General features: G+C 39.0%; 13 protein-coding genes. 11 read left to right on the top strand and 2 right to left on the bottom strand.

Annotated elements, in window-relative coordinates:
* Nucleotide 1: 1 nt before the first annotated feature.
* Nucleotides 2-1,144 carry a tRNA guanosine(34) transglycosylase Tgt gene (gene tgt / locus BTA34_RS02050; RefSeq protein WP_036911729.1) on the bottom strand — a complete coding sequence of 381 codons (1,143 nt, stop codon included), beginning with the start codon at nt 1,142-1,144 and terminating at the stop codon, nt 2-4.
* 182 nt (nt 1,145-1,326) lie between these two features.
* The gene (gene queA / locus BTA34_RS02045; protein WP_151434299.1) at nt 1,327-2,400 is read right to left on the bottom strand and encodes a tRNA preQ1(34) S-adenosylmethionine ribosyltransferase-isomerase QueA; all 1,074 of its coding nucleotides are present in this window, start codon (nt 2,398-2,400) and stop codon (nt 1,327-1,329) included.
* A gap of 107 nt (nt 2,401-2,507) precedes the next feature.
* On the opposite strand from queA, the gene BTA34_RS02040 reads away from it, so the two are divergent.
* The 11 genes from BTA34_RS02040 (at nt 2,508) to BTA34_RS01990 (ending at nt 14,636) form a co-directional block, all read left to right on the top strand.
* The gene (locus BTA34_RS02040) at nt 2,508-3,095 is read left to right on the top strand and encodes an ACP phosphodiesterase (protein ID WP_151434298.1); all 588 of its coding nucleotides are present in this window, start codon (nt 2,508-2,510) and stop codon (nt 3,093-3,095) included.
* Nucleotides 3,096-3,622: 527 nt separating this feature from the next.
* Nucleotides 3,623-4,225 carry a peroxiredoxin C gene (locus tag BTA34_RS02035; protein ID WP_151434297.1) on the top strand — a complete coding sequence of 201 codons (603 nt, stop codon included), beginning with the start codon at nt 3,623-3,625 and terminating at the stop codon, nt 4,223-4,225.
* Between the two features lie 304 nt (nt 4,226-4,529).
* Nucleotides 4,530-6,290: a gamma-glutamyltransferase gene (ggt, locus tag BTA34_RS02030; RefSeq protein ID WP_151434296.1), complete on the top strand. Its 1,761-nt coding sequence runs from the start codon at nt 4,530-4,532 to the stop codon at nt 6,288-6,290.
* A 614-nt stretch (nt 6,291-6,904) separates the two neighbouring features.
* Nucleotides 6,905-7,534, top strand: coding sequence for a ferredoxin-like protein (locus tag BTA34_RS02025; protein ID WP_151434295.1), 630 nt, complete (start codon nt 6,905-6,907; stop codon nt 7,532-7,534).
* 52 nt (nt 7,535-7,586) lie between these two features.
* A complete protein-coding gene (locus tag BTA34_RS02020; RefSeq protein WP_151434294.1) occupies nt 7,587-9,689 on the top strand; it encodes an aldehyde ferredoxin oxidoreductase in 2,103 nt (700 codons plus the stop codon).
* Between the two features lie 22 nt (nt 9,690-9,711).
* Nucleotides 9,712-10,425 (top strand): YdhW family putative oxidoreductase system protein, encoded by a 714-nt coding sequence (locus BTA34_RS02015; RefSeq protein ID WP_265576152.1) that lies wholly within the window; start codon nt 9,712-9,714, stop codon nt 10,423-10,425.
* A gap of 66 nt (nt 10,426-10,491) precedes the next feature.
* Nucleotides 10,492-11,163, top strand: coding sequence for a 4Fe-4S dicluster domain-containing protein (locus BTA34_RS02010; RefSeq protein ID WP_100159217.1), 672 nt, complete (start codon nt 10,492-10,494; stop codon nt 11,161-11,163).
* Complete coding sequence (gene phsC, locus BTA34_RS02005; protein WP_151434292.1) at nt 11,160-11,957, top strand: thiosulfate reductase cytochrome B subunit; 798 nt, start codon at nt 11,160-11,162, stop codon at nt 11,955-11,957. The genes BTA34_RS02010 and phsC overlap by 4 nt, the downstream gene beginning before the upstream one ends.
* 25 nt (nt 11,958-11,982) lie before the next feature.
* Complete coding sequence (gene ydhT / locus BTA34_RS02000; RefSeq protein ID WP_151434291.1) at nt 11,983-12,951, top strand: protein YdhT; 969 nt, start codon at nt 11,983-11,985, stop codon at nt 12,949-12,951.
* A 115-nt stretch (nt 12,952-13,066) separates the two neighbouring features.
* Nucleotides 13,067-13,360, top strand: coding sequence for a helix-turn-helix domain-containing protein (locus BTA34_RS01995; RefSeq protein ID WP_006535148.1), 294 nt, complete (start codon nt 13,067-13,069; stop codon nt 13,358-13,360).
* Nucleotides 13,350-14,636, top strand: coding sequence for a type II toxin-antitoxin system HipA family toxin (locus tag BTA34_RS01990; protein ID WP_151434290.1), 1,287 nt, complete (start codon nt 13,350-13,352; stop codon nt 14,634-14,636). Before BTA34_RS01995 ends, BTA34_RS01990 begins: the two co-directional genes overlap by 11 nt.
* Nucleotides 14,637-14,694: the final 58 nt, after the last annotated feature.

Raw genomic sequence — 14,694 nt, 5'->3', positions numbered from 1 at the left:
ATTATTCACACTTAGTCGCACTGCCATTTAGCGGTGGGACAGGTTTTCCAATACGTTCGTAGAATTCGTGTACAAACTCTTCAAAACGCGAGTCTTCAATAGACTGACGAATTTCAGCCATCAAACGCTGATAATAACGTAAGTTGTGGATAGTGTTCAGCCTTGCACCTAAAATTTCGTTACAACGATCAAGATGATGTAAATAAGCACGGCTATAATTTTTACAGGTATAGCAGTCACAATGTTCATCAAGCGTTGATGTATCAGAGCGATGTTTCGCATTACGAATTTTAATAACACCATCGGTTACGAACAGATGGCCATTTCGTGCATTTCGTGTTGGCATAACACAGTCAAACATATCAATACCACGACGAACACCTTCAACTAAATCTTCTGGTTTACCAACACCCATTAAATAACGCGGTTTATTCGCAGGAATTTGAGGGCAGACATGCTCTAAAATACGATGCATATCTTCTTTAGGCTCCCCGACTGCAAGGCCGCCAACAGCGTAACCGTCAAAACCAATTTCGACTAGCCCTTTTACTGAGATATCACGTAAATCTTCGTAAACACCGCCTTGAATAATACCGAATAATGAATTTTTGTTATTGAGTTCATCAAAGCGCGCACGACTACGTTTAGCCCAACGTAATGACATCTCCATTGAGTTTTTCGCATAATCCCAATCTGAAGGATATGGCGTACACTCATCAAAAATCATCACAATGTCAGAACCCAAATCGTATTGGATTTCCATTGATTTTTCTGGGCTTAAGAAAATCTTTTCGCCATTAATAGGGTTACGGAAATGAACGCCCTCTTCTTTAATTTTACGCATTGCGCCTAAACTAAAGACTTGGAAACCGCCTGAATCCGTTAAAATAGGACCTTGCCATTGCATAAAATCATGTAAATCACCATGTAATTTCATGATTTCTTGACCCGGGCGTAACCATAAGTGGAAGGTGTTACCTAAAAGAATTTGTGCACCTGTCGCTTTCACTTCTTCAGGTGTCATTCCTTTTACTGTGCCATAAGTACCCACAGGCATAAATGCAGGTGTTTCAACAACACCACGTTCAAAAATAAGGCGACCGCGACGAGCATTACCGTCGGTTTTGTCTAATTCGTATTTCACTCATCCTCCAAGCATCAGAAAAACAGTCCAATGCGCATTAAAAAACAGCATATTCTAATCATTTGTTAGACGGCTGTATATGTTACTTCAACAAAAACCCGTGCTTAGTCAAAGGGATTAAGCAATAAAATTGAAATAACAATTCATAAAAAGAAGAAAAACACTAAAAAAATAATAAATCTTTATTCTTGTCCTACTTTTTCATTGATAGCTAAAGGATTACCCGTAATAAACATCGCATCACCATAACTGAAAAAACGATACTCTTGCTTAACCGCTTCTTTATAAGCATTCATGGTATTTTTATACCCAGCAAAAGCAGAAACCAGCATGATTAAAGTAGATTCAGGTAAGTGGAAATTGGTAATCAATGCATCAATAACTTGATATTGATAACCCGGATAAATAAAGATTTGGGTATCATCGAAGAAAGGTGCTATTAACGCATCTTTTGTTGCCTTAGCGGCACTTTCTAATGAGCGAACAGATGTTGTCCCCACCGCAATCACTCGATTACCACGCGCTTTACACGCTAATACAGCATCAACCACTTCTTGTGGTACTTCTGCGTATTCAGAATGCATTGTGTGTTCTTCGATATTATCAACACGCACTGGTTGGAAAGTTCCCGCTCCAACATGCAGTGTGACAAATGCCATCTCAACACCTTTTTCTTTTAAGGCTTGAAGTAATGGTTCATCAAAGTGTAATCCCGCAGTAGGTGCGGCAACAGCGCCTGGACGCTCATTATAAACCGTTTGATAAAGCTCTTTATCAGATTCTTCATCAGGACGATCAATATAAGGAGGTAAAGGCATATGCCCAATACTATTCAGGATAGTAAGAACATCTCTTTCATCATCAAAGCGAATTTCAAAAAGTGTATCATGACGCGCAACCATAGTTGCTTGTACACTTTCATCTTCACCTAACACAAGCGCAGCGCCTTCTTTCGGTGATTTAGAGGCTCGAACATGTGCAAGAACGCGATGTTCATCAAGCATACGCTCAACTAACACTTCGATTTTACCACCTGACGCTTTACGCCCATAAATACGCGCAGGGATCACGCGCGTATTATTAAAAACCAGCAGATCACCGGCATTTATTTTATCTAATACATCGGTAAAAATACCGTGTGATAAAGCACCAGTCTCACCTTCTAAAGAGAGCAAACGACAACCACTGCGTTGAGGTTGTGGATAGTGAGCAATCAAGGCTTCTGGCAATTCAAATGTAAAGTCTGATACACGCATAATTAAACGACTACTTTCATAAAAAACAGGCGGACTAGTCTAGTGCTGCCAGCTTATCAGTGCAAGAAAGAAGCCCTTTTTTATTCAAAAAGCGCTATGATGCTGTGATGAATTATCTTGCTCACTTACATCTGGCCTTTAGAGCAAAAAGCTCTCTATTAGGCAATATGATGGCAGATTACGTTAAAGGCGCACCTAGCTCTGATTACAGCCAAGCTGTTATTGAGGGCATTCGTATGCATAGACGTATTGATGTGCTTACTGACACTCATCCATTAGTCAAACAAGCTCGCCTTTTATTTCCTGATGAATATCGCCGAGTTTCGCCAATTACCTTAGATGTTTTTTGGGATCATTTTCTTTCTTTAAATTGGTTGAAATTTGAACCAAATATGCCGTTGGCAGAATTTGTCACCAAGACCCGAAATATTATTGAACCTGATTTATGGCAAACACCTGAAAAATTCCAAGAGCTTAATGAGTATCTATGGTCACAATCTTGGTTAATTCGTTATGCTGATAAGGCATATATTGCTCAAACATTGAAAGGCATGGCGAGAAGAAGACCACGATTAAGCGCACTCGCAGGCTCTTATATCGTACTCGAAACTCATTACGATGAATTAAGTGAGATTTTTTGGCAGTTTTATCCACAATTGCTAGAAAGAGCACAGCATCACCAACTTGATGACTGATACATTTAACTACCATTTTGGATTTCATCTTTTTGTCATCTCGTAGGATTACATTTGATATATCAAAAAGATACTCAGTCAATTTATCATATTATTCGTAACGATTTGTTAACAAGCATAGTATTCATTTTCAAAGTTGATTAGAATGAATCGCTATACAAGGAGTCATAAATAATCCTACTTTATTGTATTAAGTTGATAGCTACAATCTATCAAATAGATTGTTCTGTTTAACTTTATCAATAGCGATTGATTATTTATGCTGTATGCATCATTTAAAAGCAGGATACACACCCTGAATTTACTCTAAATAGTTCAAGATAACGCTACAACTTGAAATATGACGAATAAAAACAGGGTACACATCCTGAATTTACTCTAAATAGTTCGAGGTGTAGCTAGGCGACAAGTGAATGAGTCGCTAGGAGCATACAAGAAGTATGTGACTAGTGCGAATGAACGCAGTCAACAACGCGACAACTTGAAATATGACGAGTACAAACTCTTTCAATTTACAGGAGTACATTATGGTTCTGGTTACTCGCAAAGCCCCTGATTTCACAGCTGCTGCCGTTTTAGGTAATGGTGAGATTGTTAACGATTTCAACCTGCATTCATTTATCAAAGGCAAACCTGCCGTTATTTTCTTCTGGCCAATGGATTTCACTTTCGTTTGCCCTTCAGAGCTGATTGCATTTGATCACCGTTTTGACGAATTCAAAAAACGTGGCGTAGAAATCATCGGTGTTTCTATGGACTCAGAATTCGTTCATAACGCATGGCGTAAAACACCAATTGATGATGGCGGTATTGGTGAAGTTAAATACCCAATGGTTGCTGATATCAAACATGACATTATCAAAGCTTATGGTATCGAACACCCAGAAGCTGGCGTTGCTCTGCGTGGTTCATTCCTGATTGACAAAGAAGGCGTTGTTCGTCACCAAGTCGTTAACGATCTGCCATTAGGTCGTAATATCGACGAAATGATCCGTATGGTTGATGCACTGCAATTCCACGAAGAACACGGTGAAGTTTGCCCCGCACAGTGGGAAAAAGGTCAAGAAGGTATGGGCGCATCTCCAGATGGCGTTGCTAAATACCTGAAAGCAAACTCTGGCAAACTGTAATATTTCAGTAAGCTACAATTTTTCTAAAAGCCTGTGCAAAACAGGCTTTTTTTATTTATTCAGCACTTATCTATTTATCTCTTATCAATTCTATTTATTATTACAATTTGTTATACGCAAGATTATTGTTTGTCTGCTTAAAGATGATTTTGTGATCATCACATCAAAAAAAATTCTCCTCACCAATAACCTCTCTCTATACTTATTGTTACGCAATTGTTAATTAATATTAATAACAGCGTATACACATCTATTTTTATTTGTCGTTATTCAATATAACTCACTGTTATTAATGGGGATAATAATGATTAGTATAAAAAAAACTCATCTACTGTTGCTCACTGCCCTTTTTTCACATTCACTTTATGCTGCCTATGAACCCGCAGTTGAAGCACAGCATGGTATGGTTGTCTCTTCTCAACATTTAGCTTCACAAGTTGGAAGTGATATTTTACAAAAAGGGGGAAATGCGATTGATGCCGCTGTTGCAGTTGGTTATGCACAAGCTGTCGTTAATGCCTGCTGCGGTAATATTGGTGGCGGTGGTTTTATGACAATACACCTTGCTGATGGCACAAATACCTTTATTAATTTCAGAGAAACTGCACCCGCTTCTGCGTCTAAAAATATGTATTTAGATAAAGACGGAAATTTAGTGAAAGATGCCAGTCTTTATGGCTATCTCGCCTCAGGAGTACCCGGTACAGTAAAAGGATTAAATTCCGCATTAGAGAAATACGGCACCCTTTCACGCCAAGAAGTGATGGCACCTGCGATTAAACTTGCAAGAGAAGGCTATATTTTAACGCGTGCCGATACTGATGTATTAGAAACAACAACAGAGCGCTTTAAACAAGATCCTGAGTCGGCAAAAATTTTCTTGAAACCAGATGGAACACCGTGGCAACCCGGTGATCGCCTAATTCAAACTGACTTAGCCAATACATTGGAACTCATCGCAAACCAAGGCTCTGACGCATTTTACCAAGGCGAGATCCCTAAAAAAGTTGAAGAAGCGTCGAAACAACATAATGCACTGTTAACTCAAGAAGATTTTGCTAATTTTACTATTACAGAAACCAAACCTATCACCTGTACTTACCGAGGTTATGAGTTTATTTCTGCCCCACCTCCAAGTTCAGGCGGAGTCACTATCTGCCAAACACTGAATATTTTGGAAGGTTATGATCTTAAATCGATGGGTTTTAATTCAGCGGAATATGTTCATACTCTAACGGAAGCAATGCGTCATGCTTATATGGACAGAAACACTTTTCTTGGTGATCCTCAATTTATTAACAATCCAACAGAAAAGTTACTTAGCAAAGCTTATGCCACAGAAATTCGCCAACAAATAAAACCCAACAAAGCCACACCATCAGAAAATGTACAACCTGGTATCGCGCCTCATGAAAGCCCTGAAACAACACACTACTCAGTTATAGATAAAGATGGTAACGCAGTGTCAACCACTTACACTATAAATGGTCGTTTTGGTGCTGTTGTCATCGCACCGGGAACCGGATTTTTCCTCAATAATGAGATGGATGATTTTACAACCAAAGTCGGCGAAAAAAATCTCTATGGTTTAGTACAAGGTGAGCGCAATAGCATTGCACCATTAAAACGCCCATTGTCGTCAATGAGCCCAACGATTGTGACTAAAGAAGGCAAACCTTTCCTTATTTTAGGATCACCGGGAGGTTCTCGTATTATCTCAATCACCTTACAAACCGCACTGAATATTATTGAATTTGGTATGCCACCACAAGAAGCCGTTAATAGCCCTCGTATTCACCACCAATGGTTACCAGATGAGGTTTATTATGAACAACGAGGATTATCAAAAGACACGTTAGAAAAACTCTCTGCTATGGGATATAAAATGGTAGAACAAACACCATGGGGAGCCGCTGAACTGATTATGGTTGGGCTTCCTGGAGAAGAAGGTGTGATCCCAGCTTCATCAGGTAATGATTCTGCTGTTTCTGGTGCTGTACGTGAAGGTTATCTTTATGGATCAAATGATGTGCGTCGCCCTGCGGGTAAAGCAGTGGGTTACTAACCATAAAACCAAATGATAAAACAAATAAAAGAAACCTTCTCTTAATTAGATAAGGTTTCTTTTTTTATAAAAATGATCTAGTCATGGTTTTACAATTTATTCATATTTAGAGCTATTAATAATAATCAAAACTCACATTTCATTTAATCGATAATTAATATCGAATATCAATTTATTATTAAAATAATAATATCAAATAAAATACAAGAACAAATCACCTTTAATTTAATTTCAATAATAGAATATATATAAATGGTATTTATTCTCTTTCTTAATTACAGATAAAAATAATAATCATTTAATTAAATAAAATTAATAACACTCGATGTTTTTATTTCTATGATAACAGTCACAGTATTAATTTATTAATACCCACACTATCAAAGAGGATAATAAAAATACGTAAAAAATGGAGATAACACATTGTAAACACAAATATTTAACATTTTCTTACAACGTGTCTTTTAATCATAAAAAGAGTTGAAATCTATAATCTATCTGCTAACGATACCGTTATTATATTTTTTATATAACGATAAAGCAAGCGGGTAAATAAAGAATTTATCATCACAACTTATTTCTTAATAAAATTAGTTAAGCGGAGATAAATATTAATGTCTGATACACATCATCGTCCAATATTAGATATTGGACTATCAAGACTAGAGTTTCTGCGAATATCCGGTAAAGGGCTTGCAGGGATCACAATAGCACCCGCATTGCTTTCTCTTTTAGGTTGTAAGCAAGAAGAAATAGACAGCGGAATAATTCAATTAACCACAACACCTAAAGGCGTTTTAGTCACAAATAGAGCGCGTTGCACAGGATGCCACCGCTGCGAAACAGCATGTACAACATGGAATGATGGAAGCGTTGGATCATTCTTCTCACGCACCAAAATCCATCGTCATTTTTATTTTGGTGATAAAGGTATTGGCTCCGGTGGGGGGCTTTATGGCGATTTAAACTTTACAACGGATACATGTCGCCAATGTAAAGATCCTGAATGTATGAAGGTCTGCCCAGTCAAAGCTATCCGTTATCAAGAAGAGTTCGGCTGTATTGTCGTTGATACTCGTCGTTGTATTGGTTGTGCCGCCTGTACAACAGCTTGCCCGTGGATGATGGCTACCGTCAATCCACAAACTAAAAAATCCGGAAAATGCAATTTATGTGGTGAGTGTGCATCCGCGTGTCCAACAGGCGCTCTGCAAATCATTGAATGGAAAGAAATTACTATTTAATAAATCCAGACAATCACATCACTGACCCACATTTAGATTAGGAAGCAATATTATGACTAACGGCTGGACTGGAAATATTCTAAGGATCAATTTAACTACCGGTGCCATCACTCGTGCAAGCTCAAGCCAATATAAATCCTTAATTGGTGGTATGGGCTTTGGCTACAAAATCATGTACGAAGAAGTTGCCCCTGGCGTTAAACCTTTTGATGAAGAAAACAAAGTTGTCTTTGCGGTAGGTCCTTTAACTGGATCTGGCGCACCTTGTAGCTCTCGCGTCAATATCACCTCTCTTTCCACATTCACTCGTGGCAATCTCGTTGTTGATGCTCATATGGGTGGATTTTTCGCAGCATGGATGAAGTTTGCAGGCTATGACGCTCTGATTATTGAAGGTAAATCAGATAAACCTGTTTGGGTTCATATTGATGATGACCAAGTTTCTATTGAAGATGCCTCTTTCTTATGGGGTAAAGGTGTGCGTCAAACCACAGAAGAACTGTGTGCGCAAACTAGCCCTGAAGCTTGTGTCGCTACCATTGGTCCTGCGGGTGAAAACCTCGTACCTTTATCTGGCATTATTAATAGCCGCAATCACAGTGGTGGCGCAGGTGTTGGTGCCGTCTTAGGTGCTAAAAAATTAAAAGCGATTGTTGTCGAAGGTAGCCATGGCGTTAATGTTGCTGATCGTAAAGCGTTAAAAGAGCTTAACGACTACATGATGACGCAACTCATTGGCTCTAATAACAACCACGTTGTACCAAGTACACCACAATCTTGGGCTGAATATTCAGATCCAGGTTCTCGTTGGACTGCACGTAAAGGGCTGTATTGGGGAGCGGCTGAGGGTGGACCAATTGAAACAGGTGAAATTCCTCCTGGTGATATCAATACTGTCGGCTTCAGAACCATGAAATCCACCTTTGACTTAGGTCCAGCAGCAGAAGAATACACCGTGAAAATGGGGGGATGCCACTCTTGCCCTATCCGTTGTATGTCTCAACTCAATGTTCCACAAGCGAAAAAATTTGGTGTACCACAAACAGGTGGTAACACTTGTGTCGCTAACTTCGTTCACACAACTATTTTCCCTAATGGCCCTAAAGATATTGAGAAAAAAGGAGATGGTAACGTTGTTGGTAACCTTGTTGGTCTAAATATTTTTGATGATATGGGATTATGGTGTAACTACGGTCAACTTCATCGTGACTTCACTTATTGCTACACCCACGGCGTCTTTAAACGTGTGCTTTCAGAAGAAGAATATAACGATATTCCTTGGGATAAGCTTGAAGAAGGTAACCCAGAATTTATCAAAGACTTCTATTACCGTTTAGCGCATCGTAAAGGTGAGTTTAGCCACCTTGCTGATGGCTCTTATCTCATTGCACAGCGCTGGAATTTAGGTGAAGAGTATTGGGGTAACAAAAAAAATAAACTTTGGTCACCAATGGGCTTCCCAATTCACCACGCAAATGAAGCATCGGCTCAAGTTGGTTCCATCGTTAACTGTATGTTTAACCGCGATGCGATGACACATACCCATATCAACTATATCGGCAGTGGTTTACCACTGAAACTGCAAAAAGAGATTGCCGGTGAACTGTTTGGCTCTGGTGATGCGTTTGATGAAACCAAAAACTATACACCAATCAATAAAGCCAAAATTGCTTATACCAAGTGGACAATTTTACGTAGTTGCTTACACGATGCCGTCACCTTGTGTAACTGGGTATGGCCAATGACGGTTTCTCCTCATAAGAGCCGTAATTATCGTGGTGACTTAGAAATGGAAGCCAAATTCTTTACGGCTATTACCGGCGAACCAACCACATCTAAAGATTTAGATTTAGCCTCAGAGCGTATTTTCACCTTACACCGCGCTTATACCGTTAAATTAATGAACACCATGGATATGCGCAATGAGCATGACCAAATCTGTTCATGGGTATTTGATAAAGATCCTGATATTCCAGTCTTTACTGAAGGTACAGACAAAATGGACAGAGAAGATATGCAACTTTCTCTCACTCTGTTTTATGAAGAAATGGGCTGGGACCCACAATTAGGTTGCCCAACAAAAGAAACTTTGGTTCGCCTTGGATTACAAGATGTTGCGGACGATTTAGCGTCTCGTGGTTTATTACCAAGTTAATGGGTAAAAGAAGGAGATCATGATGATAGAACAAAGTGCATCGGCTTCTATACCACAAGATATCGCTGATGATGCAGATATTGCTTTAGAGCAACCTGATATTTCTCGTCGCCGTTGGTTATTGCCACTATCAGAAAAAGGTGTTGGACACGCTTCTAACACCTCAACGGATATTGCAGAAGAACCTGTTGCAGAGATAGCCGAATTATCTGCCGAACAACATCTCGCGAATGCGATACGTCAATGCTCAAAAGAAGGTGAACTATTAGCAATTTCAACGCTGTATGATGCGCCCTATTCACTGACTGAAGAGGATATAGTGCAGTTAGAAACTGCGTTAAAGAGCGACGAGTTTATTGATATTGCACATTTAAGTCTCAATGGTGAGGATTATTTCTACTCTGATGAATTTATGTCAGATAACTTCGCACAACTGCAATTATTAAACCGCCACGCGGATATTTGTACAGCAATTGCAGGTGTAGTTCGTTTTGAATGTGAAACCTATCCTCGACCATTGAAACAAAGCATGTTGATGTCTGAACCTTTTAATTACACGGCTTCAGAGATTGAAGATGCACTGACACTGATGAAAACCCACCCTAATTTTCAGGATATTCAGCAAATTTTAGCATCCAACGATGCCCCTTATCTCTTTAGTAATACGTTAATGAGTTACGGCAAAGCACGAGGCTTAACTGAATGGATTGAGGTAGAACAACATGAAAATCCTTAACGTTCTGTCTTATCAACAAAATTCGATGTGGGTATTACAACATCATCAGACTGAGGAGCAAAAATAATGCGTGTTTCTCGCCGTAAATTTGTAGCTGGTATGGGATCGGTCATTTTTTTCAGTGCGCCACTAGGAAGTGCGCTTGCAGCAACTGCAGAAAAAAAACCTATCCGCTATGCCATGATCCACGATGAGACGCTTTGTAATGGCTGTAATATCTGTGCCACTGCATGTCGTCGATTAAATAAAGTACCCAATGGAATGGCTCGAATGGATATTGCTCATATTCCATTAAGCCTCAAAGAAGATAACGATAAATACCATTTCTTTAGACACTCTTGCCAACAATGTGAAGATGCCCCTTGTATCTCGGTTTGTCCTACAGGTGCTTCTTGGCGTGATGAAACCAATGGCATTGTTCGTGTTAATAAAGAGAAATGCATTGGTTGTAGCTATTGTATATCGGCATGCCCATACCAAGTTCGTTATCTTAACCCTGTGACACATGTCGCTGATAAATGTGATTTTTGTCTTGAGTCTCGATTACAAAAAGGTTTCCCACCAATTTGTGTGAGCGCTTGTCCACAAAATGCCTTGTTATTTGGCCGAGAAGACAGCCCTCAAATTCAAGAATGGCTCAAAACACACGATTACTATATTTATCAACTTGACGGTGTAGGAAAACCACATCTCTATCGCCGTGTAGGGCCTCATGTTCAAGAGGAGGGTAAAGTATGAGTATCGTCAATACAATGCCAGACAGTGCTCAATTCCAAGCCGCACTAAAAGAGTATGTTTTAATCTATACGCCTGACTATTTGCCCCTCTGGCTAATTGTCGCAGGTGTATTATTTATTGGCATGCTACTGGTGCTCGCACTTCATGGTTTTTTACGTTATCGCTTTGCCACACCACACGGTGAGTCGCATAAAGAAGAGAAGCTCTATCTTTACTCTAAAGCCGTGCGTTTGTGGCACTGGAGTAATGCCTCTTTATTTATTCTGTTGCTGCTTAGTGGTGGCATTAACCATTTCGCCCTACTTTCTGCTCACGATACTGCGTTATTAGTTAACGTGCATGAAATCTGTGGTTATCTGCTCTTAGTGTGCTGGTTGTCCTTTGTCCTTATTAATCTCGTTGGTGGCAATGGTAAGTTTTACCGTATTGATGGCAAAAACTGGTTTCACCGCGCCTTTATGCAAACGCGTTTTTATCTCTACGGTATTATCAAAGGAGAAGATCACCCCTTCCCAGCAACACCCAATGTTAAGTTTAATCCACTGCAACAAATGGCTTATTTAGGGGTGATGTATGCATTAGTTCCATTACTTTTAATAACAGGTGTTTTACTACAAAACCCAGCATTTATTCCTACTGATGCCGTGATGTTTAAAGCATGGTTATTAATCGCACACCAAATATTAGCTATATGTAGTGTCTTTTTTATCATTGGTCACCTTTATCTGTGTACAACAGGAAAAACACCATTCCAAACTTTTCGCAGTATGGTTGACGGTTACCATAGACACTAATTAATACATGGATTAAGGAGCTTATATGTCAGTCCCTTCAAAGGAAAATATTAGATTAACAAAAGAAGACTTACGGCAACTGCATGTCTCAACTTCGCTTTATCGTTGGTTTTTGCGTTATTTTCCTGATGGAGGTACTTACAGTGCTATCCATAGTGAGTTAATAAAACAGCACCGTACACAGTGGATAGAAAGCTTTATTCAATATATTTATTTACGTCATTTTAGTGAAGCATCCTTTGCCAAACAGGAACAAGAAGTCATGGAAAACATCTTGTTCCTGCTCGGCAATGAACAACAACAAGGTGTGACATTACAACGCCAGCCATATCACAACACGTTGCCAACATCTGAAAACATTCAATTTGCGACCGAATGGCACCAATTAGTCTTAAAAAGTCAGCAATTAAGCACTGATCTGGCTTTATGTGGAAGTAATAATATGGTGGCTTTTTCTGGCGATGAAAACAGCATTGCCAACACAGGTTATAGCAATCAATTGATAAATACTGGTTTTGCAGGAAAGGTATGTAATACGGGTAATCAATGCCGTATTGGCAGCTTAGGAGGACGATCCCGCATTTGTAATAGTGGCAATGATGTCAAAATTTATGCCTCAGGCAATGGCGTTCATATCGCAAACAGTGGTATGCGTAATTTCATTACTGCCTCTCAAGATCGAGCAAAAATCACCAACACTGGTGATTTAGCACAAATCAATGTTACTGGAAAAAATGCTGTAGCAATCAACACAGGCGATAACTGTAAAGTCACAGTATCTGGCGATAACAGTATTTGTATATCAACAGGTAGCCTCCATCAGTTCTGCCTAGGAAAAGGCGGCAGTGCAGTAATTGCTTATCATGACGGCAATCGTACTCGCTTTAAAATCTTCTATGAAGGTGAAGATGATATTGTTGCAGGAGTTCATTATTACTTAGATGAAAACCAACAGCCCGTGGCAGAAAAACAGTATTCTACAGATCAAAATTAATGACAATCTAAGCTAAACTGCTTACTCACCTCTTAAATAAAATAGACACTATAATGTCCAAAACAGCTATTTTTTGCTATAATTGGACATTATAGTGTCTATTTTAGGCTAATAAATGAAACTCTCATTACTTACTGATCTCGATGTTAGTCGAGCCTTTGCCTCTCATTTACGAAAGTTGCGTGAAAAAGAAAAATGGTCACGCGAGCAACTTGCCGAGCGTAGTACAGTTCCTGCTTCAACTATCAAAAAGTTTGAGTTACAAGGTAAAATTTCACTACGCCAGTTACTGTTACTTTGGCAATGCCTTGATGATTTAAATAATCTTTATGCGGTTGTTGATCCTAAGAAAGTGAATAAGCCACGTATGCCAAGGACTATTGAAGAGGTGTTACAAGATGAGTTTTAAACCAATACAAAAGCTAAATGTAACACGGACGTTATCTACAGGTGATTCCGTTTTAATGGGAACATTGGTACAAAACCATAGTGGTGTATTTTTTCAATATGATGCGCATTACTTAACACAATTTGGTAATAGTTCACCTTTTAATCTACAGAATAATACGGATTTACAAATAGCCCCTAAAAAACCTCATGGTAATTTGCAAGGGCTTTTCTCGGATAGTTTGCCTGATGGATGGGGGCGCTTATTGCAAGATAGAATATTCCGCCAACATGGTATACAACCGCATGAAATTACGACGATGGACAGGTTAGCATTTGTTGGTAATAAAGGTATGGGAGGATTATCTTATTTACCAGCCTCTGACTATCAAATAGATGAACAGTTTGAAGTTGATTTGATTAATTTAGGTTTAGAAGCACAAGCTGTATTTGATGGTCAAACGGAAATTGTTTTATCTGAACTTGCTATTGTTGGTAGTTCTGGTGGCGCTAGACCTAAAGCGTTGCTTTATTTTAAACAAGGAAATTTTAATCAATGTAAAACGTATGAAGAAGAAGGTGATGAATCATGGCTGATCAAATTTACGTCTAAAAACTTACCTCTTGGCCATGATGAAGGGCTATGTGAAGCGATCTATCTCATTCTAGCAAAAGAGTTAGAGCTAAATCCTCCACAATGGCAACTTATTAATGTTCCTAAAAACAATGACGGAAAATCTTGGTTAGCGCTAAAATGTTTTGATCGTGTCACAAATAGTTCTGGTAAATCAGGGCGTTTAATCATGCACAGTGCATGCGGATTATTAGATGCTGATTTTAGGCTACCTTCTTTGGATTACGAAGATTTAATTAAAGTAAACCGCGTACTATGCAAATCAGTTTCAGCCGGACAACTCCAGTTTAGACGAGCTATTTTTAATCTATTCGTCTCTAATCAAGATGATCACAGTAAAAACTGGTCATTTTTACAATATGATGATGGGCACTGGGAGCCGGCACCTTTTTATGATGTGACCTATAATCCCAATCCAAGAAATGAGCATATCACTTCATTTGGCGGGTATGGTAAAAAACCACCATTAAAGACAATAAAGCAGCTTGCTGAAATAGCAGGTTTTGAAAATTGGCAACAAGCACAAGCGTATATTCATCATACAGTTGATGTTATTGCTCGATTCTCATCACTTGCCAAAGAATATGATGTATCAAAATTAGTACAAACAGATATAGAAAAAACACTGGCTGACCGTTTAAAAGAGAACCAGCACTTACTTTAATTCCAACAAAAAGGGAAACTTTCGTTTCCCTTTTCACGTTTAAATCAATGTGCTTTAT

This window comes from Proteus sp. CD3 (assembly GCF_008808075.1).
GTDB classification, from domain to species: domain Bacteria; phylum Pseudomonadota; class Gammaproteobacteria; order Enterobacterales; family Enterobacteriaceae; genus Proteus; species Proteus appendicitidis.
Note: the sequence above shows the minus strand (reverse complement) of the source record. Positions and strands in the feature narration are given on the sequence as shown.

Bases quoted from the DNA above. Each gene is read 5' to 3' on its own strand.
- queA (WP_151434299.1), bottom strand. From the start codon at position 2,400: ATGCGTGTATCAGACTTTACATTTGAATTGCCAGAAGCCTTGATTGCT.
- BTA34_RS02040 (WP_151434298.1), top strand. From the start codon at position 2,508: ATGAATTATCTTGCTCACTTACATCTGGCCTTTAGAGCAAAAAGCTCT.
- BTA34_RS02035 (WP_151434297.1), top strand. From the start codon at position 3,623: ATGGTTCTGGTTACTCGCAAAGCCCCTGATTTCACAGCTGCTGCCGTT.
- ggt (WP_151434296.1), top strand. From the start codon at position 4,530: ATGATTAGTATAAAAAAAACTCATCTACTGTTGCTCACTGCCCTTTTT.
- BTA34_RS02025 (WP_151434295.1), top strand. From the start codon at position 6,905: ATGTCTGATACACATCATCGTCCAATATTAGATATTGGACTATCAAGA.
- BTA34_RS02020 (WP_151434294.1), top strand. From the start codon at position 7,587: ATGACTAACGGCTGGACTGGAAATATTCTAAGGATCAATTTAACTACC.
- BTA34_RS02015 (WP_265576152.1), top strand. From the start codon at position 9,712: ATGATAGAACAAAGTGCATCGGCTTCTATACCACAAGATATCGCTGAT.
- BTA34_RS02010 (WP_100159217.1), top strand. From the start codon at position 10,492: ATGCGTGTTTCTCGCCGTAAATTTGTAGCTGGTATGGGATCGGTCATT.
- phsC (WP_151434292.1), top strand. From the start codon at position 11,160: ATGAGTATCGTCAATACAATGCCAGACAGTGCTCAATTCCAAGCCGCA.
- ydhT (WP_151434291.1), top strand. From the start codon at position 11,983: ATGTCAGTCCCTTCAAAGGAAAATATTAGATTAACAAAAGAAGACTTA.
- BTA34_RS01995 (WP_006535148.1), top strand. From the start codon at position 13,067: ATGAAACTCTCATTACTTACTGATCTCGATGTTAGTCGAGCCTTTGCC.
- BTA34_RS01990 (WP_151434290.1), top strand. From the start codon at position 13,350: ATGAGTTTTAAACCAATACAAAAGCTAAATGTAACACGGACGTTATCT.